The following is a 22,657-nucleotide window of genomic DNA, read 5'->3' as shown; positions in this document are numbered from 1 at the left end:
TGCGGTCGTGCGGGACAGGCCAAGAATGTCTAGCTATGATCGAAGTGTGCGGACCGGTCGGTTCTCTTCCAAAACGGGGGAATCCGCGAGATTCCGCGATTTTCGATGAAGACCTAAATAGAGCCCGCCGACACCGACAAAGCCAACGACTTTTCAACCCAGTCATCCTCAGGCGCCGCGGGACGCTACAACATCCTGCTCCTCGGCGGCGATGCTGGCGCCGACCGGATGGGCATGCGGCCCGACAGCATGTCGGTCGTCAGTATCGATGCTGAGACGGGCAAAGCCGACATCATGGGCCTCCCCTGAGACCTCGCGGGCGTGCCGTTCCCGGCGGACTCGCCGTCGCATGCCGTCTACCCGGACGGTTACGGCTACGGCTACGACAACCGCTGCGCCGTGGATGTTTGCATGCTCAACTCGATCTACACCGAGGTCGCTCTGAAGAGCCCGGGGATGTACCCGAACGCCTTGACCGCCGGCGGTGAACCCGGCATTGAGGGCATGCGCGCCGCCGCCAGGGGAATCACCGGCCTCACCATCCAGGACTACGTGCTGATCGATATGCAAGGCTTCTCCGACCTGATCGACGCCCTCGGCGGCGTAGACGTCACTGTCACCGACCGTGTTACGCTCGGCGGCGATGAGGCGCTGAACGGCGTTGTTGAGTGGTTCGAGCCGGGCAAGCAGCATAGGGACGGCTACCACGCCACTTGGTACGCCCGTTCCAGGCATGGAACGGGCGACTATGACCGCATGGCCCGTCAGCGCATCTTGCAGGAGGCGCTCCTCAGGCAGTTCAATCCGGCCAACGTCCTCACAAAATTCCAGGGTGTGGCCAAGGCTGGTGAGGAAGTCGTCAAGAGCGACGTACCGCAGGGAATGCTCGACTACTTCACCAACCTGGAGGGCAAGACCAGAGAGCTACCGGTGGGTTCCGTTGAGTTGGTTCCGAATAATGGCGTGGACCCGCAGGACCCGGACTACGACTCTATCAGCCTGATCGCCACCACCCTTTGATAAATTCGAATTGTGTTGTCAGAGCTAGGGCACCGCGACCAGGTGTCGCTTCTCGCGATGCGGTGGAGACCTTCATCAGGTTCCCGCAAGAGGTTTTCCCCTTGAGGGCCACTCTGTTCGTCCGGACAGCATCTACGGTCACGGCGCAAGGTGAAGAGCTTGCATCAGGGCAACGGTCCACGCCTAGACCTAGCACGCACGACCGCAACTGTCGAATTGTCTGACGAGCTTAGGCAGTGCGAAACTCAATCTGAAACAGTGGGTCGCCAAGACGCAGCCCAACGACGTCATCTCAAGGCGGAGAAGACGAGAAATACCAAGGGGATTCTATGAAACGTGCGACATTCGTATTGGCCGCAGCGACCGTAACGGCTGTCATATTGTCAGGCTGTCAAGCAGAGCAACCCGTCGCACCTGATTCATCATCGTCAGCCTCATCGACTCCCGCCCAGACGGATGAACCCACTGCACAGGATTCTGCTCAGGCGTGGGCGGACGAGACATTCGGGACGTTCGAGGCTTTCACGGTCACCGGTAACGGTGCGGATGAAATTGTCTTTCCCGATGACGCTAAGTCTGGCTTCTACACGATCACGTGGGCACCCGGCCACTGGGCCAATGAGCAGTCCGGCGCGCAGGTTTATGGTGAAGACGGCACGTACCATGAGGCTGGCATGGCAGATTATCAAGGCGTTTCCGCCAGCGTCGCCTATGGCCTTGACTCCTCCGTTGGCCCGGCAGGCTGGATCACCGTCGGGCCCGGTGCAGGTGACTGGTCCATTACTGTGTCGCCGATTTCGGCGCTTCCCGCGCTACCGGAGGCCGGCGGCTACGACGCCTATTTGTATGCGGGCGCTGAGCAACCGGTCGTTTTCTCGTCCTTAGAATCGGGGCGGGTCAACGTTCGACAGTTCAATGGCGTCGATCCGACCGACAGCATCCTCCCTCAACAAGACTTCACGGCTGTTGGAACTCTCCTCGCTGGCCCCAGCGTCGTGAACGTCCAGCTGGAAAGCGTGAGCCCCTGGACGCGATCCACGAATTAGCCAGGACGACACGACCTCCGCCGTTCCCCATGCGGGCCTTTTTTTCTGACATGTTCTGAGGTTAATGAGGGGATGGCCCGGCAGATTGCAATGTGGCAAGGGGGTTCCTAGTCTGGTGCCATGAAGGATCTTGGAAGCCAGCTAATGCCTGTTTCGAATAAAGAGGGCAAGCGCGATACCGATGTTCGGGTACGCTACGTCGGCACCTACGAGCCAATCGATCGGGTGGACGTGGAGGCGGTCGAGCCAGAGGGCATCGTCCCGAGCCAGGAATCCGGCGATACCGACGTGTGGTTCACAGAATGGCAGGTTGCCGAGGACGGTTTGGACGTTGCACTTGACCAACACGTCGACTGGTCGCTGGTGCCCATGGACCAGAACTGGGTTTCCCGGCTGTTCGCTGGCCGCCGCACGATCCCCTGGCAGCTCGACACCTATGCCGACGCCGTCCGCGACCCTTCCGACCGGTCAGATCGGACGCAGCTGTCCGGTCGCGTTGCCCGAATTGATCAGATCTCGGTTCGCTACCACCCGTCGAAGGATCCAGAGGAACGCGGTGTTCTGGTGTCAGAAACAGGGGGCGCTATGCAGCACAGTGTGCGGAGCTTTCGCCAGTCGCGCGGTCATCACGGAAAGGTCGTCGGCTGGATAGTCCGCCTGCGTAAGTAGGCGTTACGGCGCTTTCTCGTGTCTCGGTTGGGGTTCCCCTGCGACACAGCATTGGCGCACTCGGGCGCCGGGTGGTTTGGCCCCAGATCCGTCGCGCTGGACGTCCCCCTTGCGAAACGTCTTCGCGTTCTGGAAGGATGAGCGAATGCGAATCGCTGCCGACCCCCATGGTCCGGAGTTCAGCATGCTCTCGCAGTACCTCGATCATCAGCGCGAGACAGTGCTTTCGAAGACCGAAGGACTGACCCGCGAGCAACTGGCACAGAAGCACTCCCCATCTGAACTCACCCTCGCGGGCCTGCTCTACCATTTGGCACTGGTGGAAGAGGACTGGATGGAGGTCCGCTTTGCTGGCCTCCCCGATCGAGAGCCATGGACCAGCGTCGACTGGGACGGCGACCCAGACTGGGAGTTCCGCACTGCGGCTCTCCTTGAGCCGGTGCAGTTGCGCAGTCGCTACCGCGCAGCCTGTGATCGGAGCCGGGAAGTAGTGTTCAAATCGAAAAATCTGGATCAACTGTCGATCAAGGCGCTGGGCGATGGCCGCAACTTCTCACTCCGATGGGTGCTGTTGCACCTTATCGAGGAGACCGCCCGTCACGCCGGCCACGCCGACTTTCTGCGCGAATCGATCGACGGCACGGTCGGCCACTAGCGAACCGACACGTCAGAATCATCGCTGAGGGTACCTCTCAGAACAGTATCGGCCCCCCTTGGTCCCACGGTGGGTTGCCACGGATCTATCGCGTTGAAGGTTCCCCCTGCGACACAGCATTGGCGAACTCGGGCGCCGGGTGGTTTGGCCCCAGATCCGTCGCGGTGGACGTCCCTCTTGCGGATCGATGGGACTGCCTACCGAAGCTGCGATTGAGCACCATTTCGGATTACGGTCACATTTTTTAGGATCTCTGATTGAGGGTTCTTCGCAATTGAGGGTGTAGGAAGGTGGCGCGTCGGTCGTGGGGTCGACGTCGAGGTCTTCCGATGATGGAAGTTCCTACGCTGTCCATCCGGAAGACCTCGACGTGTTCGACGCTACCTTTGATGCCTCTGACCTGACCACGTTTTTCCGCCTTGATGAGCTCGGCCTCAAAGCGGTGGGGCAGCTCGTTGAGCCGGCTCGTGCGGTGCTGGTGTGTCGAGTGGTCGACACGGATGAGCGGTGGCGGCGGTGCGGGTGCCGAGGTGCAGCGAGAGACACGGTGGCTCGTCGGCTGGCGCACGAACCGATGGGCTGGCGTCCGACCACGCTGTTGGTCCGGGTACGCCGCTACCGCTGCGGCGGGTGCGGGCATGTGTGGCGGCAGGACACCACGAAGGTCGCTGAACCGCGGGCGAAACTCTCCCGGCAGGGCCTGCGGTGGGCGCTGACGGGCATCGTGTGTCAGCATCTGACTGTCGCCCGGGTCGCTGAGGGCCTGGGCGTGGCCTGGAACACCGCGAACACCGCGAACACCGCGGTCCTGGCGGAAGGCAAACGGGCCCTGATCGATGATCCGGGACGATTTGACGGGGTGCGGGTGATCGGCGTGGACGAGCACGTCTGGCGGCATACCCGCCGGGGCGACAAGTACGTCACTGTGATCATTGGATATGGCACTTCGACCGGCCCGGCACCTCCAACGGGCCCACCGACGCGATCCAATGCCGCCTCAAACACCTCGGCGGATCAGCCCTGAGATTCTGCAACCTCGCCAACTATGTCGCCCGCTCACTCCTGGAAACCGGAGGATTCAGGCTCCAACTACACCCTCAATTGTGAAGAGCCGGTTACATCATGGAATTCAGGGACCCCGACAACGTGGCGCTGGAACTCTTCGCCCCTGCCTGAGGCGTGTTCGACCTGAGATGTGTTCGATCCAAGACATGTTGGTGCGCTGCCTAACGGCTCATCGCTGTGCCGTCGGGCCTCTGGCCAGATAACCTCTGGCCAGATATGTTGCACTGCCCCTACAGTGAAGTCATGTTGCACTCAACTCGGCAAGGCTCCGGTAAGCCACTCCTGCTGATCCATGGGCTCGGTTCCAGTATTGGCAACTGGAACCCGGTAATCCCGGCGCTGGCCGCTGAACGCGATGTCATCGCCGTCGACCTCCCCGGCTGCGGCGAATCCGCGCCGCTGACCGGCGAAACCACCATTGCCACGCTGACCGATTCCGTCGAAGCCTTTATCCGCGACGCGGAACTGGGTGACCTTGATCTGGTAGGCAGCTCCCTGGGCGCCCGGATGGTAATGGAAATGGCACGCCGCGGGCACGCTGGCACCACGGTGGCACTGGACCCTGGTGGATTCTGGAATGACCGCCAGGCAGCGATCTTTGGTGCAAGCATCAAGGCATCCGTCGCACTGGTGCGCCGCATCCAACCGGCGCTCCCCTTCCTCACGGGCAACCCTGTGGGTCGCACGGCCCTGATGGCACAGTTCTCCGCCCACCCCTGGAAGCTGCCACAGGATCTGGTCCTGCACGAGCTTCGCGGGTTCAAGACATCGACCAGCCTGGACCCGTCCCTCAACGCGCTGATTCACGGACCCCGTCAGAAAGGCGCACCGGCCGGTTCACTCAAGGGCAAAATGGTCATTGGATGGGGGCGGAAGGACAAGGTCACCGCTCCCAGTGAGGCGGCGCGGGCCACGGAGCTGTTCCCGGATGCAACGCTGCACTGGTTCGAAAACTGCGGTCACTTCCCGCACTGGGACCAACCAACGGAAGCGGCGCGCCTGATTCTCGATAGCACCGGCTGAGCTGCAGCTGAGCGCCCGGGCGGAGCCACCTACGGCTGAGTTGGCTTCAGAAAGGTGGGACCGGCGACGGCTGGGATGATGCCCCGGTCTTGGCCCCGCAACCGTTTCGCGACGACCTCCCTGTCGGTGACGAACGCCTCGACGCTCATATCTCCTCCGGTCCCGACTAAGCCAATATGGTGGGTGCATGGACGACTATAACGAGCGACTCGTTGCGCTCTATGACGTCGACAACCCTGACGGCCCGGACCACGAGTTCTACCGGCAGGTCGCCGATGAGATCGACGCGCGAGCTATCCTCGATCTTGGCTGTGGCACGGGCATTCTGACAGCGACTTTTGCCCGGGCTGACCGCATGGTGGTCGGAATCGATCCTTCTCCGAACATGCTCGCGTATGCCACCAACCGCGCAAACGGCCGATCTGTGCGCTGGATGCTCGGGGACAGTCGCGACATACCAGCCGAGCCGTTTGACTACGCCGTCATGACCGGGAACGTCGCGCAACACATTCCTGACAGTGAGTGGGAACGGACCCTCAGGGACATCCGCGAGGCACTCCGCGACGGCGGCGTGCTGGCATTCGAAAGTCGTAATCCGCAAGCCCGCGCCTGGGAGAAGTGGGCCGCTGCAGAGCCGACCCTGCGTGACACCGTCAACGGGCCGCTTCGGGAATGGTACGACGTCAATGAAACAGAGCCCGGCCAGATCGTACTGACCGCGCACAACCGGTTAGAAGACACCGGCGAACAGATTCTAGAACAGCTCACCCTCGCCTTCAGGGAACGCCATCTCATCGAACAGCAACTGGGCGAGGCCGGGTTTGTCGTCGACGGCGTATGGAGCGACTGGAACCGAACACCCTCTACCGACGACTCGCCGATCATGGTCTTTAAATCACACCGAGCAGCGGCACCGACCACAGCCTGACGGCCCCCTACTGTCTTCTCCCGTTCCCAAGCCGCCACCGTGCCGGTCCCCTCTCCCGTCCAGCACTCGAACAGTGTTCCGCAGAGGGTTCCCCTGTAACACGTCGACTGAACCCGGGTAGGCATAGTTTCCCAAATCCGTGTCGCTCGAGGTTCCACGCGGAACAGACCGAACGCGCCCTCACCAACCCGCCTTCTGCATCACTTCTCTTGCCGTCACCATTGGTGCGTCTCCTGAAACGTCCACGACGACGTGATCAATTGCCGCCCTCTGGAGGATCGCTGCGAGTTCGTCCGCGCGCCGCAGGTGCCAATCCAGCTCGGTTGGGTTGTCCGCATGGCGCAAACTGAGTCTTCTGATCAGAGTGGCACCATCGGCATCCAACCGGCAGAGGAGAAGGCCGCGACTCTTCAACGCGGCTTCGTACCGGGGCACTTCGGTGGCTTGTTCGACAACACCGGCGAGGATGAAGTGCTCGATACCAGCATTCCGATAGTTAACGACCAAGTCGCGCAAATTCAGCAGTTCGAGTTCGTGATTGAATCTGTCGCCCTCGGGCGCTGGCCAGGCGCGTCTGATGTGGTCCAGGTCAATTACGGCATGGTGTCGTCCACTCTCAGTCATCAGGACGCTGAGAGCGGCCGCGATAGTCGACTTGCCGGCGCCGACCGTTCCGTTGAGGAAAACGGTGTCAATCATCTATCGAGACTGTCACATAGCGTGCTCTCCGGGGGCCTCAGCAGGCGTGGATCAAATTACCGCTCAATCGTCTCGTTCAGGGTTCCGCTTGCGGGATGTAAGGCGATGGTCGGGTTTGCGCCGTTCGGATGTCGACTGTGCTGTCAGGGACACACAGGAGTGAACGTTCGTGAATTATTCGGCGTTGAGCACTTCAGTACGCGCGTATCAGCCGAATCTATACCGCGCGCGAATAGGATCATCGCGACAGCCAAGACCAACCCTGCGGCGGCAATTGAAGTTTTCAACCTTCGAGGGCTCACGCGCCTACCTCCGGTTTGGAAGGGTAGCCGCTCGAGTCTTGCGGCGGAGCGCAACGGTTCCCACATAGGCGAGCGCTGCTGTCCCGCAGGTTACAAGGAGACCGATCAGCCACGCCGCATCAGCGCTGAACCCGCCGCTGAAGCTGATGACGACGTACCCGACCACTGCTAGCAGCACGAGGGCGACAAAGGACAGCGAGACGAGCCAGCCCGCCGGTGAGCGGACGACGGACATGAGGATTACCGCCGCCAACGGTGCGAGCATCATCCCGCCGAAAAGCAGAGCGGGTGCCACCCTGACGTCACTGTCTGGGCACGGGGCGACGAGGTTGCACATGGTGGGTAATCCTTGCGCCATCCAGAATATGAACCAAGTAATGACCACAATGGCCACCGCAGGAAGTACCAACCCGAGGCAATTTTTCAAGCGAATATTGGAAGTCATGTCACGAGTGTTACATTACGGCGCGCAGAATGAAGCACTACAGAGTCGTCAGATGACAACTCGTCACGCCTCGGGGCAAGTGGATAACTCCAGAGGCCAAGGCCATGTCAGAGCGGCCGGGCACCAAACTTATGGGACCCGCCACGAGCGCCACGAGCGTCGCGGTCGTGATGCGGGGGCTCAACATCGCAAGGAGAACTCGGCGTCCCGCAGAGGGTTGGCGGATTCAACCGGTCGTTGCAACACTCCCATTTGTGAGGTGTTGTACGTGTGGTCAACTTGCTCTGCGACTCGACTCGAGCGGCAACATGCTTCACCGCGCCCGCTGGTCATCCGTCTTACGGGCGAAGTCGCGGGATCCGCGCATTAGGAGTGACGGTCTATGTGAGGTCCTCCGCGATGTTTTGGTCGATGCTCGATCGGTGCCGTGCGTGGATGCCGACGACGGCCAACGGGAGCAGGGCGTACACCGGCGCAAGCGCCAGCGCGCCGAGGAAGGCTGGACCGGTCGGTGCGGCATAGTCAAGGTTCATCGCGAGGAGCGCCCAGCACGCCCCGGCGCTGCCTGAAGTCAGTACAGCCGCTATGTAGAGCGTTCCTCGAAAGGGATCCTCGTGGTCGCGATCGACGACGGCGGCGATACCCAGGGCGAAGCCACCGAGCGTCAAGGCCGCGATAGGCAGGAAGAATACCCACAATGGTTGCGTGTTCGAGACCTCGGTACCGGACCACTGCACGTTCAGAGGGTTCGGCAAGGGCATCCATCGCATCACCACGATTCCGACGGCCACGCTCGGAACCGCGACGAGCAGTGCAGCGAGAATACGGCGCGTGAACATCATGACGCCCCGATTCTAGAGGGCCATAGGGTAATTGGCGGGTTCGCGTTGACGGTTCCCCTTACCGACAGTGAGCATGAGCCCTCAGCGCAATGGCCTCGGTACCTGTTAAGGGCCAGATCGCCTATTGGCCGTCAGAAGGGAAAATCCTGCTCGTCGACCCCACTGAGCCCCCATCAGATCGTCGAAGCCGCCGCTGCATGGATCGAGATGTTCGCCGGTCAGACGTTCCACTGTGAGAACGTCGGCAGCGGTCTCGAAGCGCACTTCAGTGGCAGTACATGCTTCGATCATAAACTTCGAAGACACAAGCAGAAGAGCGTTGGTCGAATCAAAGATTTTCAACCCCGTGATTTCGATATTCACCACAGTGTCGTTCTCTACAACGAATTCGAAAGGAAAAAGCACACTACCTGCGACGAGCACATCCCATGCCCATCGCGAAGTCGAGTCGTCACGATGAGTCACCGCCGCTTCGTACGTAACAACCGCATCGCCATTCGCAGCTACGAGGACGACCTGGACGCGGTTAAGCGGATCTTGTCGCCGAAGCTCCGTTATTGTGAAGGGCTTCCAATCCTGCATTTCAAGGCTGGAATTCCGTAGGTCGGGAAATGGCGTCCCCGGATCAGCCACCTATGCGCGTGACTTGTCGACAAGCTCGGCCGTGCCTACCGTCACCTCGTCCGTCCAGGCGCCGACGCCGACTGTCAGAACTTTCGATGCCTGCAACTCCTCGACTAATTTCAGAGTTTGAACAGTGAGAACTGCGATCCTGGAAAAGATACGGACCGCTCCCAGCGCTCTACAAACGAGTGGGCACGGATGCGGCGCGACCAAGCGTCTCGGTTTGCCGAAAACTTGTCGGAGCTCGCGCACGCGGAGTAAGAATCAGACGCCATGGCGAGGTATGTCACGGGTGGAGGCCTGAGCCGAAGCTCAGAGGAGGCGATGTCTTTTCAAGGTAGAGCATACGGCCTGCCTCACCAGTAATTGGGTGGGGTCTTGGAGAAGCGCTACGGCGTGGAATCGACGACGGTGGTCGTGACTGACGTCCAGCCAATGACAGTGTTTGCCGGGACGTTAGCATCGGCTGTGACCTGCACCTGGCGTTCGCCAATTAGCAGTCCGGTCGTGGGGTCGATGATGAGGTCCTGTCTGAAATCACGCGTTGGGTCCCGCCGGCCGATGGCTACGCCAACCTGTCCGTTGAGCGTGGCTGAACGTTCGACGACTGTGACATCGGGAATCATCGCGATTGCCCGGTAAAGCGTTGCGCGCAGTTCGGCCGGGGCCAGCCCGGATCGAAGTACATCGGAGATCCTGGATAGTGCGTCTTCCTCGGGGGAGTTCGACCCACCAGCGGAGGTCGCATAGAAGTAGGACAGCAAAGCGGCAGGGTCGCTGGGCATGGCTGCAAGGTCCTCAGGAGTCCAGGGCGAACCATCGAAATTACCGCCGTCCGCTCGGGCAATCTCTGTGCGCTCGGCGGGGCTGAGCTGCGCCCAGCTGTTGAGAGCGTACTCCCTGGCCTTCTCGCTGAAGAAGATGTCGGGCTTGAGAGCGGTGCGCTCCCAGACCCACTGGCCGAATCTATCCGCCGGTACATACAGGATGCTCGTCGAGGGGCTCAGGAAGACTGAACGGCTCGCTAGATTTTTGGGATCGTCGTTGGGCCCCACTGCGTAGGTGGCGAAGACCGCACGCGTGCTGATCTGGAGGAACTGACCGGGCGCGACCACCGGGTCCGAGGTCTGAATCGTCGCGACGGCCGTTTGCTCAAGCAAGCTGGAGGCTTCGGCTGATGCGCCCCCGTTTAGTCCCCACCCGAAGGAATTCCCCAGAATCGCGATGGCGACCAGGGTTGCCGCAGCCAGGGATAGGGCTGAGACGCGGCGGGTCCGGACGGATCGTTTAGGCAGCTGCCGCACATTGTGTGGCAGTGCTCGGGGCGTGTGGAGTTGCTCAGGTGCTGGTGTCCCGAGGAATTGGCGCGGGGCGGCTGCGTGTTCGAGAGTCGGCATCGATTCACCGATTCTGTCGACGATGCCTTCCCGCATCCGCTCGACTTGAGTTTCCGATGGACCGATTGTCGTGTTCATGACAGCGCTTCTTTCTGTGCGGACAGTTTGTCTCGAAGGGTGATGCGGACTCGAGCGAGCCTGTTTCGAACGGCACCATGGGACGTGCCCAGCGCGCGTGCCGCCTGCTCGTAGGTCAGGCCTTCGTCGATGCAGAGGTAATAGAGGGTTTGGTCCGTCTCGGTGAGTTGGCCGACGGCGTGGTCGATCGCGTCCAACAGCATGTGGTTTTGGACTTCGTCGTGGACCGAACGGTGCTGGGGGTCAGGGAAATTCGAGAGATCACTATCGGTGCGGTGATGATCGTCGCGAGCGCGGCTGCGGATGCGATTATTTCCGACGTTGCGGGCGGTCACCAGAAGCCACGGCAAGACGGACTGATCCACGGGCCTGATCGCGTGCCGTTTGCTCCAGGCGATGACGAAAGTGTCTTGGGTGATGTCTTCCGCGTCTGCGATTGACCTGACCATCTTGAGCGCGAACCAGTACACCGCGCGGACGTGGGTGTTGTACAGCGCGACGAATGCCTCGCGATCGCCTCCCTGAGCGTGTGTGAGATGCGCCAGATCCGTAACGACGCTGCTACTAACATCAGCCGGCGACGGCATCGAAATGAGCAGGTCCGTCGGTTCAGATTTCGAGGTCATATTGAGGAGTGTCCTGAGCGGTGATATCGTCTCGCCCCTCGCCCTGGTCGACGAGGTGACAACACCTGCGGCATGGGGATCGCTGTCGACACCGACAACGGCCTATTGTCGCGGATTCTGCCAGCGTATGGTCGCAATGCTATCTGTCAGGACATCTCAAATTCGTCGCGTGAGTGGATTTTCTCGCCCACAATTTGCCCACATTCGAACTGAAATGATGCCGATTTCGGTGATCACGTCGAGTCCAAAAAGACCGTAAAATCAACGATTTTGACGCGCTCCCGCGTGTTTCCGGGCACCTATCAGTCACTCGTAATGAGAAGGTCGTCAGTTCGATTCTGACAGGCGGCTCTACTAAAACTGTCGGTCAGAGTTAGTTTCCAAATCCGTCTCAGCGGTTTTTTCCCCGGATTGGACGCATTTGCCTACATTTGTTCTAAGTGCGCGGTTACTAAGGGCGATTGCAACGGTGTCTACGTCGTCTTCGAACAGGTCGCCATTGACATCCAAAGCCATCGCTGCGGAGGCGTGTCCGAGCATCCTCTGCATCGACGAGAACGCTCCCGTCCGACGAAATAGCCAGGACGCCGCAACGTGTCGCAAGGAGTGCGTGGTGATTGCCAGCAGGCATCCTCGCGAGCGGCAAGCAGGAGGTGCAGCGCTCGTTCCTCCAACTCCGGCGGATACTTCTTCAAGGCTTCCATGATTCTCAACCTTTCCGGGTGATCAAGAACCTCCCTTAGACCCCGGGGGGAGATACATCGATCATTCTTCTCGAAACACCGTCGTCAATTGCCCCGTCCCGCATCCCGGGGCTTGGGACCCGGACGCCTTCGAGCCTGTAAATGAACACGGCATGGTCATACACCGCACGCACGTCTGAGCCGCGGTCCCGAATGTTGGCTGACGGGCGGTCGCTACGGATATCGATCCGGCTGATCCGTGGAGTTCGCCACCACCTGGCCGTCTCCGCTGGTCCACTTGACAGAGATTGAGTCCGGCTCCGGGCCAGCGCGAGAGCCGCGAGTTCCGCTCGAAGGGCTAGCCTGTGATAGTGGCGTCCGAGCGAAGTGTGCGAGTGCGCGCCGCCGTACGCACGATGCCCCCTGGATATTTCGCCATGGTCATGGCCACCGGCATCCTCTCGATCGGCATGAACCTGATCGGGGTCGCCGGCCTCAGCTATGCGCTCCTGGTGGTCTGTGCCGGAGCTTATCTGGCGCTCCTGGTTCTGACTGCATGGCGGTTCGTGGCGTTCCGTCCAGACTTTCTCGATGACCTGCACGACCCGAACCGGGGATTCCAGTTCTTCACCTTCGTCGCCGGCACTAATGTGCTGGCTGCGCGTTTGGCCGTGGAAGGATGGTTTCTTGCGGCAACGGTGCTCCTGGGCGTGTCTGGTGTGGCCTGGGTCGTGCTCGGTTACGCGGTGCCCTGGCTCGCCGTACTGGGCCGCACGGCACGCCCCGTACTGGGGTCGGCAAACGGAACCTGGTTTATCTGGGTCGTTGCGAGCCAGTCGGTCGCCGTCGTGGCAGCGGCGCTCGAACCGGTCGCGGGCGATGCCAGGGCGCTGCTCGCGGTGCTGGCCATATTGTCGTGGTCGGTCGGCATTTTCCTCTATGGAGCCGCTGGGATGTTCGTCTCACTGCGCCTGATGCTCTACGCACTGCGGCCGGAAGATCTCGATCCGCCCTACTGGGTATCGATGGGCGCCTGCGCGATCACAGTTCTGGCCGGCGCCCGCATCGTCGAAATGGCGGATGCTCCGATGGTAAGCGCGACTCGCGGACTGGTCGGCGGCATATCCGTGATGTTCTGGGCCTTCGCGACCTGGCTCATCCCCGTACTCATCGCCGTGGGGATTTGGCGTCACTTCAAGCGCCACGTACCACTGCGCTATCAAGCGACACTGTGGAGCATCGCGTTTCCCGTCGGAATGTATGCCGTCGCCGGAATCTATCTGGGTCAGGCCGACACGCTGCCGCTTGTTGGCCAGATTGGTACCGTCACGCTGTGGGCTGCGCTGGTGGTATGGCTCCTCGTTTTTACAGCGATGGCGCGCCAACCGATCCGGGCAGGTCGCATCCGACGTGATGCCCGACGGCACGAGAACGCCGTTCGGTAGCCGTCGGCGAGGGGCTGAAGTGCGCCGGGTCTATTCAGGCGAGAGGGTGCCGGTTTGACCTGAGATGGAAGGCGAACCGTGCGCGAGTATCCGTTTGCATGCGAGAAGCCATCTTTGGCCCCTTCGCCGACTTGCCTGCGGCGTGGTGTGCCTGCTAACCGGGCAGCGATACCAGTGCGGTCCAGGTGGTTCCGTAGTCACTGCTGGCGGCGATGCCGGTGGCGTCCGCGACGAGGATCCACGGTGAGGATCCGCCGACGACGGTGAACGCTTCGGGGGTGCGACCGGTCGTTCCGGTTTGCGTCCACGTCTGGCCGGCCTGGCGCCAGACTCCGCCGTTGGGATCGAGACCGACCAATCCTCCGGCGGCGGAATCCAGCAGGAGCAGCGCCGGTGCGCCGGCTAACGCGGTGAAGGTGCGCCCCGCATCGGTGCTCACCAGAACGCCCGAGGCTGTCGTTGCGTAGAGCCGATCGGCTTGGGATGGGTCGGCGCTCAGGTCGCGGAGTGCGAGCTGCGCTCCCGCTGACCAGGTTAGGCCGGAGTCGTCACTGACGGAAATGCCTCCGGCGCCCGCGTCGTAACCGTAGACGCGGAGGGTGCCGTCGTCGAGGGGAACGGCATCCAGATCGTGAAAATCGGTCTTGCCCGCCAACGACAGCGTCGTCCACGACAACGCACCGTCTGTGCTGGAAATGAGTCCCAAATTAGGCAGTGCCAGATCGCTGGGTTCGGTCGGATCGGGGTGACCCGATGCCATCAACTGGCCGGGCGCGGCCACGGTAAAGCCCATCGTGTCCTGTGCCAGGCCGGCGAGCTGCGTTGGTTGGCTCGTGTCGGCTCGTGGCGCTCCGGCCAGATAGGTCTCTGGCAGCACTCCGGTCGGGATGAGCCAGACCCCCTGATGGGTGGCCGCGTAGGTGTCTCCAGTAAGGGGGTCGGCGCCGAGGCCATGCACGTGTTCGAAAGCGTTGGCCATCGGGGCGATGCCTGGCGATACCGCCGTCGAATCTACATCGTTGGCGGAACACCCCGTCAACACCAAGAGGCCAACGAGGGGTACCGCCAAGGTAATGATTCGGCGCGTTGATCGCTTGCATTTAACCAAGAGTGACTCCTCTGACGCTCATGAATGATTCGGCGTTGATGCCTTCCCCGTCGACGCGAGTTTCAAAGTGCACGTGGCAGCCGCTTGACGCACCCGTTGACCCCACTATGGCAATAATTTCACCGGCTACAACAAGCTGCCCGGAGTCAACGAGGAGCTGGCTGTTGTGGGCATAACCCGTCTCAATGCCGTTGCCGTGGTCAATGAGAACCCAGTTGCCATAGGAGCCCTGATAGCCCGAGTCGACAACTTTTCCTCCGGAAGCCGCGAAGACGGGCTGACCGCAGGGAGCGGCAATATCGGTGCCGTTGTGAAAGTCGCCCACACCATCAACTGGCTTGTTCGGGCGAGAACCGAACGGGCTCGATATTCGGCCCAGAACCGGTAAAGCCCAGCCTTGATCGCTGAGCTGGCCCGGACTCAGGCTGGCGTATTCCCCGTTGCTGGCAGCCTCGGTGTACGAGGCCGGTTCAGGCGCTTCCGTGATGGTGTAACCGCCGCGTTTAAAGGGAACGGATGTTGTACCCGCGGCAGTGACGCTTTGGAGATCGTCCGTCTTCTCGACGCTCGCGGCTGCGATCTGCGGTGGTTCCGGGTTGACCGCGAGTGCAGGTAGGGATGCGCCGATTGCAAATAGCGCGATCATGGCCATGGCACTGGCAGCGGCAGCACGCTGGCGCAGCGGGATGGGCCGGGTGGCAACGTTAGCCGGTGGCACAGTTTTCGATGAGCCGGATCGGCCCGCACGCACCATGCTCTCCATTGCGCGCATATCGCGGCGTGACATTTGTGGAACGGCACCGGAGATGGGCGGCGCCGTGGCGACGTGGCCGGTGTTATCCACGGAGCACCGCCCCGGTTATACGCATCAGGTGAATAAATTGATGGCGATACATGAAGATGTCCTTGCAGGTGATTCAGAAAAAGAAGTGTGGTGTTCCGGTGCGGGCCTTCCAGAGAACCCGCCCCGAATGTGCCGCTCTAGAGCACGGTGAGAAGCTCGGTCATGACGGCGATTTCAGCCGTCTGCGTCTTGACGATGTTGGCAGCCATCGCCTGCGCATCCGCATTCTCACCATCATCAATTTCGAGCTGCGCCATCGCGACGGCGCCCTCGTGGTGCGCAGTCATCTGTTCCAGGAACAGGATGCTGGCCTCCGCTCCCGCGGCGTCCTGCAGCGCCATCATGTCGTCGTCAGACATCATGCCGTCAGAGCCGCCGCCCATGCCGCCCATGCCCGACATGCTGTTCTCATCTTCGCCCCACGCCGTCAACCAGTCTTTCAGCTGCGTGATCTCCGGTTCCTGGGCAGCCTTGATCTCGGTGGCGAGGTCGATCACGCTTTGATCGAGGCCGTCCTTGGCGAGTAGGTCATCGCTCATTTGAACAGCCTGTTCATGGTGGGGGATCATCATCTGTGCAAAAGTCACGTCGGCAGAATTGAACGCCACTGTGCTTTGGCTGGCAGTGGGGCTCGCTGAATCGGCGGCGGGGCTGCCGCCAGCGCATGAGGTGAGGGTGAGAGCTGCCGCCAGGGTCACAGCAGCGTACAAGAAAGTTCGTGATTTGAGCATCGTTCATATCCATTCGTCGTTTAGCAGTAGAAACCGGATGGCCGCGGGCGCGGCAAAGTTCCGACGCCAGGTGCTGGCTCGGAACTGCATCTCGGTCTAAACGCGACAGATAGACAGCAGGGTGAGGCTGGGCCGCTGACTCGGTTGGGCGGTGGTGCGCCATGAGTTTGAAACCATGCCGCTATCGAGCAGGCGTCGATACCGGGTCGGCGGTCGAGTCAGGAATACCATGACGACGAGGGTGAGGAGTAAAACGCACGTCATGGCCAGCAGAGCACAATCAAGCATCCCACCGCGGCTTCCGGACGAGATTGCCGCGATGACAGGAGCAGCCATGACTGCAGCCATGCCCGTCACCGGAGTGTGGTGCTCAACAATAATCGCTGAAGCAGCAACGGGCGATGAAGCAGGGACCAGCGTGTGCATGGCATGCCCCATGGCCTCGGAATGGATGGCAAAGACTGCAAAAAGCAGTGCGACCAGAGCGAGCAAGGAGATGAGAGGCGACACAGAGACGGGTGCGACCAATCGTCGCACCGCACGATCCAGCGTCATTTCACCTACTTCTTTACCCGCAGCCCAAGACCGAGCTGCCAAATGTCTTCCCTCGCAGAATACCGCACGGCCATCGGCGAATCCTGAATGCCTTCAGGATTGCTTCTTGTGGGGTGCGATTGTGACCGGCTGCTCCGCGAAAAACGGCGTTCGAGACTAAACGCTGGGTTTGACCGCCTTGACGATGCTTCCGTGCATTTCAGGGGCGACTTCGTGGGTATACGCCACAGTCGAATTGACGAATCCTGCTGCGACGAGCGCGTCGAGGTACTCCTGGTTCGAAAGAGCCCCGGCGATACAACCGGTGTAACTGCCGCGCTCGATGCGGTCCTCTGCGCTCAGGTGGTTTTCGGCCACCACGTCGGAAATTCCGAGGCGCCCGCCAGGCTTCAAGACCCGGAACATCTCGGAGATGACCGCATTCTTGTCAACGGACAGGTTGATCACGCAGTTAGAGATGATGACGTCGATGCTGTCGTCGGCCAGGGGGATGGCTTCCATCTGCCCTTTGATGAACTCGACGTTGGTGGCGTCGGCCTTAGCCGCATTGGCCCGGGCGAGTGCGAGCATTTCATCGGTCATGTCGAGCCCGTAGGCAAAGCCGGTCGGACCCACCCGGCGGGCGGAGAGCAGCACGTCGATGCCGCCGCCAGAGCCGAGATCGAGCACCGTTTCGCCCGGGTGCAGGTCGGCGACGGCCGTCGGGTTGCCGCAGCCCAGGCTGGCCAGAAACGCTTCCTCGGGGATCTCTAAATTTTCGTTGCCGGTATACAGCGCGGAGCCGAACACGTCGCCGTTGCCCAAATCGGTCGGCACGCAGCACGATGTACTTGGGGCGTCGTTCAATTGCAGTGCGGCCGTCGCATAACGCTCGCGAACAAGCTCCGTGATCTCAGATTTCTCGGTCATGAATTGATCCTTTCGGTAGGTGCGGCCCCAGCCTACTGCTACATTGATACTTATCGATATAGCGAATGAAGACTGAACTTTTGAGGGAGATCGACATGGCTGCCATCCGAATCTACGAACCGGCACTGTGCTGCGACACCGGAGTCTGCGGCGTCGACGTCGACCAGTCCCTGGTCGAGGTAACGGCGACCGTGCGCAGTCTGCAGGACCTTGGTGCTGACATCCAGCGCCATAACCTGGCCACCGACCCCCTAGCCTTCACCACGGATGAGACCGTGCGCGCCTTCATGCACGTCGTCGGTTCGACCGGCCTGCCGCTCACCGTCGTCGACGGCGTCACCGTTGCGACCGGCACCTACCCCTCGAAAACCCAGCTGCTCGCCTTCGCCGGCCTCGCTCCCGTCACGAGCGAGCCAGCCCAGCGACTCCAGCTCGGCCTGACCGAGAAATCTGAAAGCGGATGCTGCGGCGCCACCGGCTGCTGCTAGCACCATGAAGTTTCTCAAGGACCCGCCTCGCTTTCTGTTTTTCACCGGCAAAGGCGGCGTTGGCAAAACATCCGTTGCCTGCGCCTCGGCCATTGAACTTGCTACCCGCGGCCGCCGCGTGTTGCTGGTGAGCACCGACCCGGCCTCCAACATCGGACAGGTCTTCGGTCTCACGATTGGCAACACGGTCACTCCGATTGACGCAATTGCCGGTCTCAATGCCCTTGAAATTGATCCGGAACAGGCTGCGGATGCCTATCGCGAACGCATCATCGCCCCGGTTCGGGGGCTCCTGCCGGAGCGTGAGCTCGCGGGCATCGCTGAGGGCCTGTCCGGTTCGTGCACTACCGAGGTTGCTTCATTCGACGAGTTCACGAACCTGCTGACCGATGACAGCCTGCTGGCGACCTACGACCACATTGTGTTTGACACGGCGCCGACCGGCCACACCATTCGTCTGCTGCAGTTGCCCGGTTCCTGGACCGAGTTTCTCGACGCGGGCAAGGGCGATCCATCGTGCCTCGGCCCGCTGTCCGGGCTGGAGAAGCACAAGAAGGTGTACGCCGCTGCGGTCGCAGCGCTGGCCGACCCCGCGCGCACGCGGCTGGTGCTCGTGGCGCGCGCGCAGGCATCCGCTTTGAGCGAGATCGATCGCACCCACGGTGAGCTGGCACAGATCGGTATTCGCGGCGGCTATGTCGTGATCAACGGTGTGCTCCCCAAAGCGGCGGGAACAGAGCCGATGGCACTGGCGGTTCGCCGCCGCGAGCGAGCGGCGCTGAACGGTTTGCCAGCGTCGTTGGCCACCCTGCCGCTGGACACTCTCGAGCTCAAGGCACGCAACATGGTGGGTGTCGACGCGCTGCGTTCCCTGTTTCGCGCAGGTGGCAACGGCGCGGCAGAATCGCAGGCCGTGGCCGAAGTACCCGATGCCCCGCTCGGCCAGTTCGTCGACGAACTGGAACAGGCCGGGCATGGCTTGATTTTGTGCATGGGAAAAGGTGGCGTCGGCAAAACCACGATCGCGGCGGCGCTCGCCGTTTCCCTCGCCCAGCGCGGCCATGCTGTGCACCTGACCACGACGGACCCGGCAGCCCACCTGGTCGATACCCTGCACGGAACCGTGCCGGGGCTGCGCGTCTCCCGCATCGACCCCCAGGAGGCGATACGGGAGTACCGGAATCACGTCATGACAACCAAGGGCACCACTCTCGACGCAGCTGGCCGGGCCGCACTCGCCGAAGACCTGCTCTCGCCGTGCACCGATGAGGTCGCGGTGTTCCGGCAATTCTCCAGGGCCGTGCACGAATCGCGTCACGAATTCGTTGTCGTTGATACCGCTCCGACCGGCCACACCCTGCTGTTGCTCGATGCCACCGGGTCGTACCATCGTGAAATTGCCCGCCAAATGGGGGAGAACATGTCGTTCGTGACCCCGCTGATGCGGCTGCAGGATCCGGAGCTGACGAAGGTGCTGCTCGTCACCCTGGCCGAGACGACGCCGGTGCTCGAAGCTGAGGAGCTTCAACACGATCTCCAGCGCGCCGGAATCCAGCCGTGGGGCTGGATAGTCAACAACTCCATTGCCGCAGCGCGCCCGGAGACGCCGTTTTTGCAGTCGCGCGCAGCCAACGAAGTCACCCAGATCGACAGGGTGTCCGACCATGCCGATCGGGTCGCGATCGTGCCGTTATTGGCCGATGAACCGATCGGCGTTGACCGGCTGACTGCGCTGACGGCGCCTAGTCGCGGTTAAACGGCCATTCCGGGGTGCACCTTGACGACGGTGATGTTCTTCGTGGGCTGCACGGTTTTCGCCGGCGCCCGGGAAAAACCTTTTGCTCCCTCGAGACGATTCTGCCCGCGAAACTCGGCCAGGGCGTCGTCAAAGATGGCGTTCAGCCGGGTTCCGCTGAATTCTTCCGAGGTCCCTTCGGTGAAGCTAATGTTGATGAGCGAGTTGTCGGGAAAGTGCCGGTTCATGCGGATGAAGCCATCGGCATCCTGCTGCAGGGTGATCATTGGTCTAGTCTGACCTATTAATTGCACGCCGTTGCGGCACGTGGGGTTAACTCAAGTCATGACTCGTTCCTCGACCGATACCCAACGGCTCGTTCTCGTGGTCGCGGTGCTGGCCTCGTTCATTGCCTTCCTCGACGGCACCGTCATCAATGTGGCCCTCCCCGCAATCACCCGTGAACTTGGCGGAGGTATTTCAACCCAGCAGTGGGTCGTCGACGCCTACCTGATCACTCTCGGCGGCATTATTCTGCTGGCCGGTTCGCTCTCCGACACGTTCGGGCGCAAGCGGGTGTTGTTGTGGGGCCTGGTGGGCTTCGCCGCCGCATCCGTTCTCTGTGCGGTGGCTCCGAACGCTCCCTTCCTTATCGGCGCACGTGCCCTCCAGGGCATTGCCGGTGCGCTGCTGGTACCAAGCTCGCTCGCCCTCATCTTCAGCACGTTTTCGGGTGCCGGACAGGCCCGCGCGATCGGGACCTGGACTGCCTGGACCAGCACAGCCTTCATCGCCGGTCCACTCATCGGTGGTCTGCTGGTCGATCTGGTGTCGTGGCGACTGGTGTTCGCCATCAACATCGTGCCGATCGTGCTCACCCTGATTTTGTTGGCGCGGTTGCCGGGCGACCGGGCAGGGGATGCCGCGCCCCGCGTCGACGTCATCGGAGCGGTCCTTGGAGTGCTCGGCGTGGCGCTGCCGGTCTTCGCGCTGATCGAACAGGTCAACTTCGGTTGGGGCAGTCCGATCATTCTGGTGCCGCTCATCGTCGGTTTGCTGAGCTTTGCGGTGTTTATCTGGCATGAGAACCTCGTAAAAGCACCAATGATGCCGCTCAGCCTGTTTCGGGTGCGCAACTTTTGGGTGGGAAACGTCGCGACGACTCTGATCTACGCTGCGCTGTCGCTCGGCACGTTCCTGCTCGCTGTCTTCCTGCAACAGGTCGGCGGGTACAGCGCGACGCTCGCCGGGTTGGCCCTGCTGCCAGTAAGCATTTTGAGCATCGCCCTATCCACTGTCATCGGCCGTCTGGCTGGCCGATTTGGCCCGCGCCTGTTCATGTGTATCGGGCCGATCATCGCCGGTATTGGGTTTTTCGTCATGCTGCGCATCGACGCCAGCGTCGCCTATTCCAGCCAGGTTTTGCCCGGCGTCATCATCTTTGGCCTGGGCCTGACGATCACGGTCGCGCCGCTAACCTCCGCCATTCTGGGCGCGATAGAACCTGGCCGGGCGGGCATCGCCTCCGCGGTCAATAACGCGATCTCCCGAGTCGCCGGACTCGTGGCCATCGCCGCGGCGAGCATTATCGTTGGCCCGGTGCTCGACGTAGACGGGTTCCACCGCGCCGTTATCGTCACTGGAATTCTGCTGGTCGGAGGCGGAATAATTTCAGGCATCGGCATTCAGAACCCCGTGTCGGTGCCAGCCGATAAACTCCAGGCATGACCGATTTGATTCGCTGGGGAATCCTGGCCACCGGCGGCATCGCCCACCTGTTCACGAGTGACCTGGTACAGAACGGCCATACGGTGCAAGCCGTCGGGTCGCGCAGCCAAGCATCGGCGGATGCCTTCGCCGCCGAATTTGGCATCCCCACGGCACATGCCAGCTACGAAGCGCTAATCGATGATCCCGGGGTCGACGTCATTTACGTGTCGACGCCGCATCCGTTTCATGCCGAACACGCTGCCGCCGCGTTGAATGCCGGCAAACACGTGCTGATCGAGAAGCCGATCGCGCTCAACGCCCGGGAAGCCCGTCAGATAGTGGACCTGGCCGCGAGCAGAAATTTGCTCGTGCTCGAAGCCATGTGGACCCGGTTTCTGCCGCACATGGTTCGCATCCGCGAGATTCTGTCAGCCGGTACGCTCGGCGACGTGCGCAGCCTGCTCGCCGACCATACCCAGGACCTTCCCGACGACCCGGAACACCGGATCAATTCCCTGGCCCTGGGTGGCGGGGCACTACTGGACCTGGGGGTCTATCCGGTGAATTTCGCGCACGCCGTCTTCGGGGCGCCCGAAACGATCCTGGCCAGTGCCTCGTTCAAGGCCACCGGAGCGGATGCTCAGGTCGCGACGATTTTTCGTTATGAAGGCGGACAGATCGCCACGACCTTCTCGGCGAGCGACACCCTCGGCCCCACCAGAGCGTCGATCGTCGGCACCGAGGGGCGCATCGACATCGACGCCGTCTGGTACGCACCGACCGGGTTTCGGGTACTGGACAACGTGGGCACCGTGCTCGAAACGTTTGTGTCGACGGGGTTCACCGGCCGCGGGATGCACTTCGAAGCGGTCGAAGCCGAGGCCCTGATTCGGGCCGGCAGGTTCTCGAGCGACATCATGCCGGCCGAAGAATCGGTCGCCATCATGCACACCCTCGACGCGATTCGGACCCGGATCGGCCTGCGCTACCCGGGTGAATAGCTGGCCCGAGGCGCGTCGGCTACCATACG

Annotated in this window: 24 protein-coding genes and 1 pseudogene; 12 read left to right on the top strand and 13 right to left on the bottom strand. The window is 61.7% G+C overall.

The window, feature by feature from the left end; genetic code table 11:
• Nucleotides 1-168: 168 nt before the first annotated feature.
• Complete coding sequence (locus E3T51_RS17010) at nt 169-351, bottom strand: hypothetical protein (protein ID WP_241989102.1); 183 nt, start codon at nt 349-351, stop codon at nt 169-171.
• Nucleotides 352-411: 60 nt separating this feature from the next.
• On the opposite strand from E3T51_RS17010, the gene E3T51_RS01235 reads away from it, so the two are divergent.
• From E3T51_RS01235 to E3T51_RS01205, 7 genes and pseudogenes are all read left to right on the top strand, one after another.
• On the top strand, nt 412-1,020 hold the full coding sequence (locus E3T51_RS01235) for an LCP family protein (protein ID WP_241989101.1): 609 nt from the start codon (nt 412-414) through the stop codon (nt 1,018-1,020).
• A 329-nt stretch (nt 1,021-1,349) separates the two neighbouring features.
• Nucleotides 1,350-2,066: a hypothetical protein gene (locus E3T51_RS01230; protein ID WP_134526444.1), complete on the top strand. Its 717-nt coding sequence runs from the start codon at nt 1,350-1,352 to the stop codon at nt 2,064-2,066.
• Nucleotides 2,067-2,186: 120 nt separating this feature from the next.
• Nucleotides 2,187-2,735 carry a DUF6578 domain-containing protein gene (locus tag E3T51_RS01225; protein ID WP_166806335.1) on the top strand — a complete coding sequence of 183 codons (549 nt, stop codon included), beginning with the start codon at nt 2,187-2,189 and terminating at the stop codon, nt 2,733-2,735.
• A gap of 145 nt (nt 2,736-2,880) precedes the next feature.
• On the top strand, nt 2,881-3,390 hold the full coding sequence (locus tag E3T51_RS01220; RefSeq protein WP_134526437.1) for a DinB family protein: 510 nt from the start codon (nt 2,881-2,883) through the stop codon (nt 3,388-3,390).
• Nucleotides 3,391-3,760: 370 nt separating this feature from the next.
• Nucleotides 3,761-4,351, top strand: a pseudogene (locus E3T51_RS01215) (transposase); the annotation flags it as partial.
• Nucleotides 4,352-4,698: 347 nt separating this feature from the next.
• Complete coding sequence (locus tag E3T51_RS01210) at nt 4,699-5,478, top strand: alpha/beta fold hydrolase (protein ID WP_241989100.1); 780 nt, start codon at nt 4,699-4,701, stop codon at nt 5,476-5,478.
• A 187-nt stretch (nt 5,479-5,665) separates the two neighbouring features.
• Nucleotides 5,666-6,406, top strand: coding sequence for a class I SAM-dependent methyltransferase (locus E3T51_RS01205; protein ID WP_134526431.1), 741 nt, complete (start codon nt 5,666-5,668; stop codon nt 6,404-6,406).
• A gap of 180 nt (nt 6,407-6,586) precedes the next feature.
• Here the strand turns inward: E3T51_RS01205 and E3T51_RS01200 are convergent, their stop codons facing one another.
• The 6 genes from E3T51_RS01200 to E3T51_RS01175 all read right to left on the bottom strand — a co-directional run bounded on the left by E3T51_RS01200 (nt 6,587) and on the right by E3T51_RS01175 (nt 11,419).
• The gene (locus tag E3T51_RS01200; RefSeq protein WP_198417817.1) at nt 6,587-7,105 is read right to left on the bottom strand and encodes an adenylyl-sulfate kinase; all 519 of its coding nucleotides are present in this window, start codon (nt 7,103-7,105) and stop codon (nt 6,587-6,589) included.
• 306 nt (nt 7,106-7,411) lie between these two features.
• The gene (locus E3T51_RS01195; RefSeq protein WP_134526428.1) at nt 7,412-7,852 is read right to left on the bottom strand and encodes a hypothetical protein; all 441 of its coding nucleotides are present in this window, start codon (nt 7,850-7,852) and stop codon (nt 7,412-7,414) included.
• A 380-nt stretch (nt 7,853-8,232) separates the two neighbouring features.
• Nucleotides 8,233-8,694 carry a hypothetical protein gene (locus E3T51_RS01190; protein WP_134526426.1) on the bottom strand — a complete coding sequence of 154 codons (462 nt, stop codon included), beginning with the start codon at nt 8,692-8,694 and terminating at the stop codon, nt 8,233-8,235.
• 105 nt (nt 8,695-8,799) lie between these two features.
• The gene (locus tag E3T51_RS01185; RefSeq protein ID WP_134526423.1) at nt 8,800-9,159 is read right to left on the bottom strand and encodes a hypothetical protein; all 360 of its coding nucleotides are present in this window, start codon (nt 9,157-9,159) and stop codon (nt 8,800-8,802) included.
• Nucleotides 9,160-9,707: 548 nt separating this feature from the next.
• On the bottom strand, nt 9,708-10,793 hold the full coding sequence (locus tag E3T51_RS01180; protein WP_134526421.1) for a CU044_5270 family protein: 1,086 nt from the start codon (nt 10,791-10,793) through the stop codon (nt 9,708-9,710).
• Nucleotides 10,790-11,419, bottom strand: a complete 630-nt coding sequence (locus E3T51_RS01175; protein WP_198417816.1) for an RNA polymerase sigma factor — start codon at nt 11,417-11,419, stop codon at nt 10,790-10,792. Before E3T51_RS01175 ends, E3T51_RS01180 begins: the two co-directional genes overlap by 4 nt.
• 1,054 nt (nt 11,420-12,473) lie before the next feature.
• Between E3T51_RS01175 and E3T51_RS01165 the strand changes: the two genes are divergently transcribed.
• Nucleotides 12,474-13,547 carry a tellurite resistance/C4-dicarboxylate transporter family protein gene (locus tag E3T51_RS01165; RefSeq protein ID WP_241989099.1) on the top strand — a complete coding sequence of 358 codons (1,074 nt, stop codon included), beginning with the start codon at nt 12,474-12,476 and terminating at the stop codon, nt 13,545-13,547.
• Between the two features lie 154 nt (nt 13,548-13,701).
• Here the strand turns inward: E3T51_RS01165 and E3T51_RS01160 are convergent, their stop codons facing one another.
• The 5 genes from E3T51_RS01160 to arsM form a co-directional block, all read right to left on the bottom strand.
• A complete protein-coding gene (locus E3T51_RS01160; RefSeq protein ID WP_134526418.1) occupies nt 13,702-14,526 on the bottom strand; it encodes a F510_1955 family glycosylhydrolase in 825 nt (274 codons plus the stop codon).
• A 121-nt stretch (nt 14,527-14,647) separates the two neighbouring features.
• Nucleotides 14,648-15,499: a M23 family metallopeptidase gene (locus tag E3T51_RS01155; protein ID WP_134526415.1), complete on the bottom strand. Its 852-nt coding sequence runs from the start codon at nt 15,497-15,499 to the stop codon at nt 14,648-14,650.
• 137 nt (nt 15,500-15,636) lie between these two features.
• Nucleotides 15,637-16,230 (bottom strand): DUF305 domain-containing protein, encoded by a 594-nt coding sequence (locus E3T51_RS01150; RefSeq protein ID WP_134526412.1) that lies wholly within the window; start codon nt 16,228-16,230, stop codon nt 15,637-15,639.
• 96 nt (nt 16,231-16,326) lie between these two features.
• The gene (locus E3T51_RS01145; protein ID WP_134526409.1) at nt 16,327-16,785 is read right to left on the bottom strand and encodes a hypothetical protein; all 459 of its coding nucleotides are present in this window, start codon (nt 16,783-16,785) and stop codon (nt 16,327-16,329) included.
• A 156-nt stretch (nt 16,786-16,941) separates the two neighbouring features.
• The gene (arsM, locus tag E3T51_RS01140; protein WP_134526406.1) at nt 16,942-17,694 is read right to left on the bottom strand and encodes an arsenite methyltransferase; all 753 of its coding nucleotides are present in this window, start codon (nt 17,692-17,694) and stop codon (nt 16,942-16,944) included.
• A 95-nt stretch (nt 17,695-17,789) separates the two neighbouring features.
• Here arsM and arsD point away from each other — a divergent pair, with 95 nt between their 5' ends.
• Nucleotides 17,790-18,182: an arsenite efflux transporter metallochaperone ArsD gene (gene arsD / locus E3T51_RS01135; protein ID WP_104191235.1), complete on the top strand. Its 393-nt coding sequence runs from the start codon at nt 17,790-17,792 to the stop codon at nt 18,180-18,182.
• 4 nt (nt 18,183-18,186) lie between these two features.
• Complete coding sequence (arsA, locus tag E3T51_RS01130) at nt 18,187-19,938, top strand: arsenical pump-driving ATPase (protein WP_134526403.1); 1,752 nt, start codon at nt 18,187-18,189, stop codon at nt 19,936-19,938.
• Here arsA and E3T51_RS01125 read toward each other — a convergent pair.
• Nucleotides 19,935-20,204: a hypothetical protein gene (locus tag E3T51_RS01125; protein WP_134526401.1), complete on the bottom strand. Its 270-nt coding sequence runs from the start codon at nt 20,202-20,204 to the stop codon at nt 19,935-19,937. The genes arsA and E3T51_RS01125 overlap by 4 nt on opposite strands.
• Before the next feature lie 58 nt (nt 20,205-20,262).
• Between E3T51_RS01125 and E3T51_RS01120 the strand changes: the two genes are divergently transcribed.
• Together E3T51_RS01120 and E3T51_RS01115 are read left to right on the top strand one after the other, a co-directional pair.
• Nucleotides 20,263-21,645, top strand: a complete 1,383-nt coding sequence (locus tag E3T51_RS01120) for a DHA2 family efflux MFS transporter permease subunit (RefSeq protein ID WP_134526398.1) — start codon at nt 20,263-20,265, stop codon at nt 21,643-21,645.
• Nucleotides 21,642-22,628 carry a Gfo/Idh/MocA family protein gene (locus E3T51_RS01115; protein ID WP_134526395.1) on the top strand — a complete coding sequence of 329 codons (987 nt, stop codon included), beginning with the start codon at nt 21,642-21,644 and terminating at the stop codon, nt 22,626-22,628. Before E3T51_RS01120 ends, E3T51_RS01115 begins: the two co-directional genes overlap by 4 nt.
• Nucleotides 22,629-22,657 lie beyond the last annotated feature (29 nt).

This window comes from Cryobacterium serini (assembly GCF_004404025.1).
GTDB lineage: Bacteria > Actinomycetota > Actinomycetes > Actinomycetales > Microbacteriaceae > Cryobacterium > Cryobacterium serini.
The sequence above is the reverse complement of the archived record's forward strand: the minus strand, read 5'-3'. Positions and strand labels throughout refer to the sequence as shown.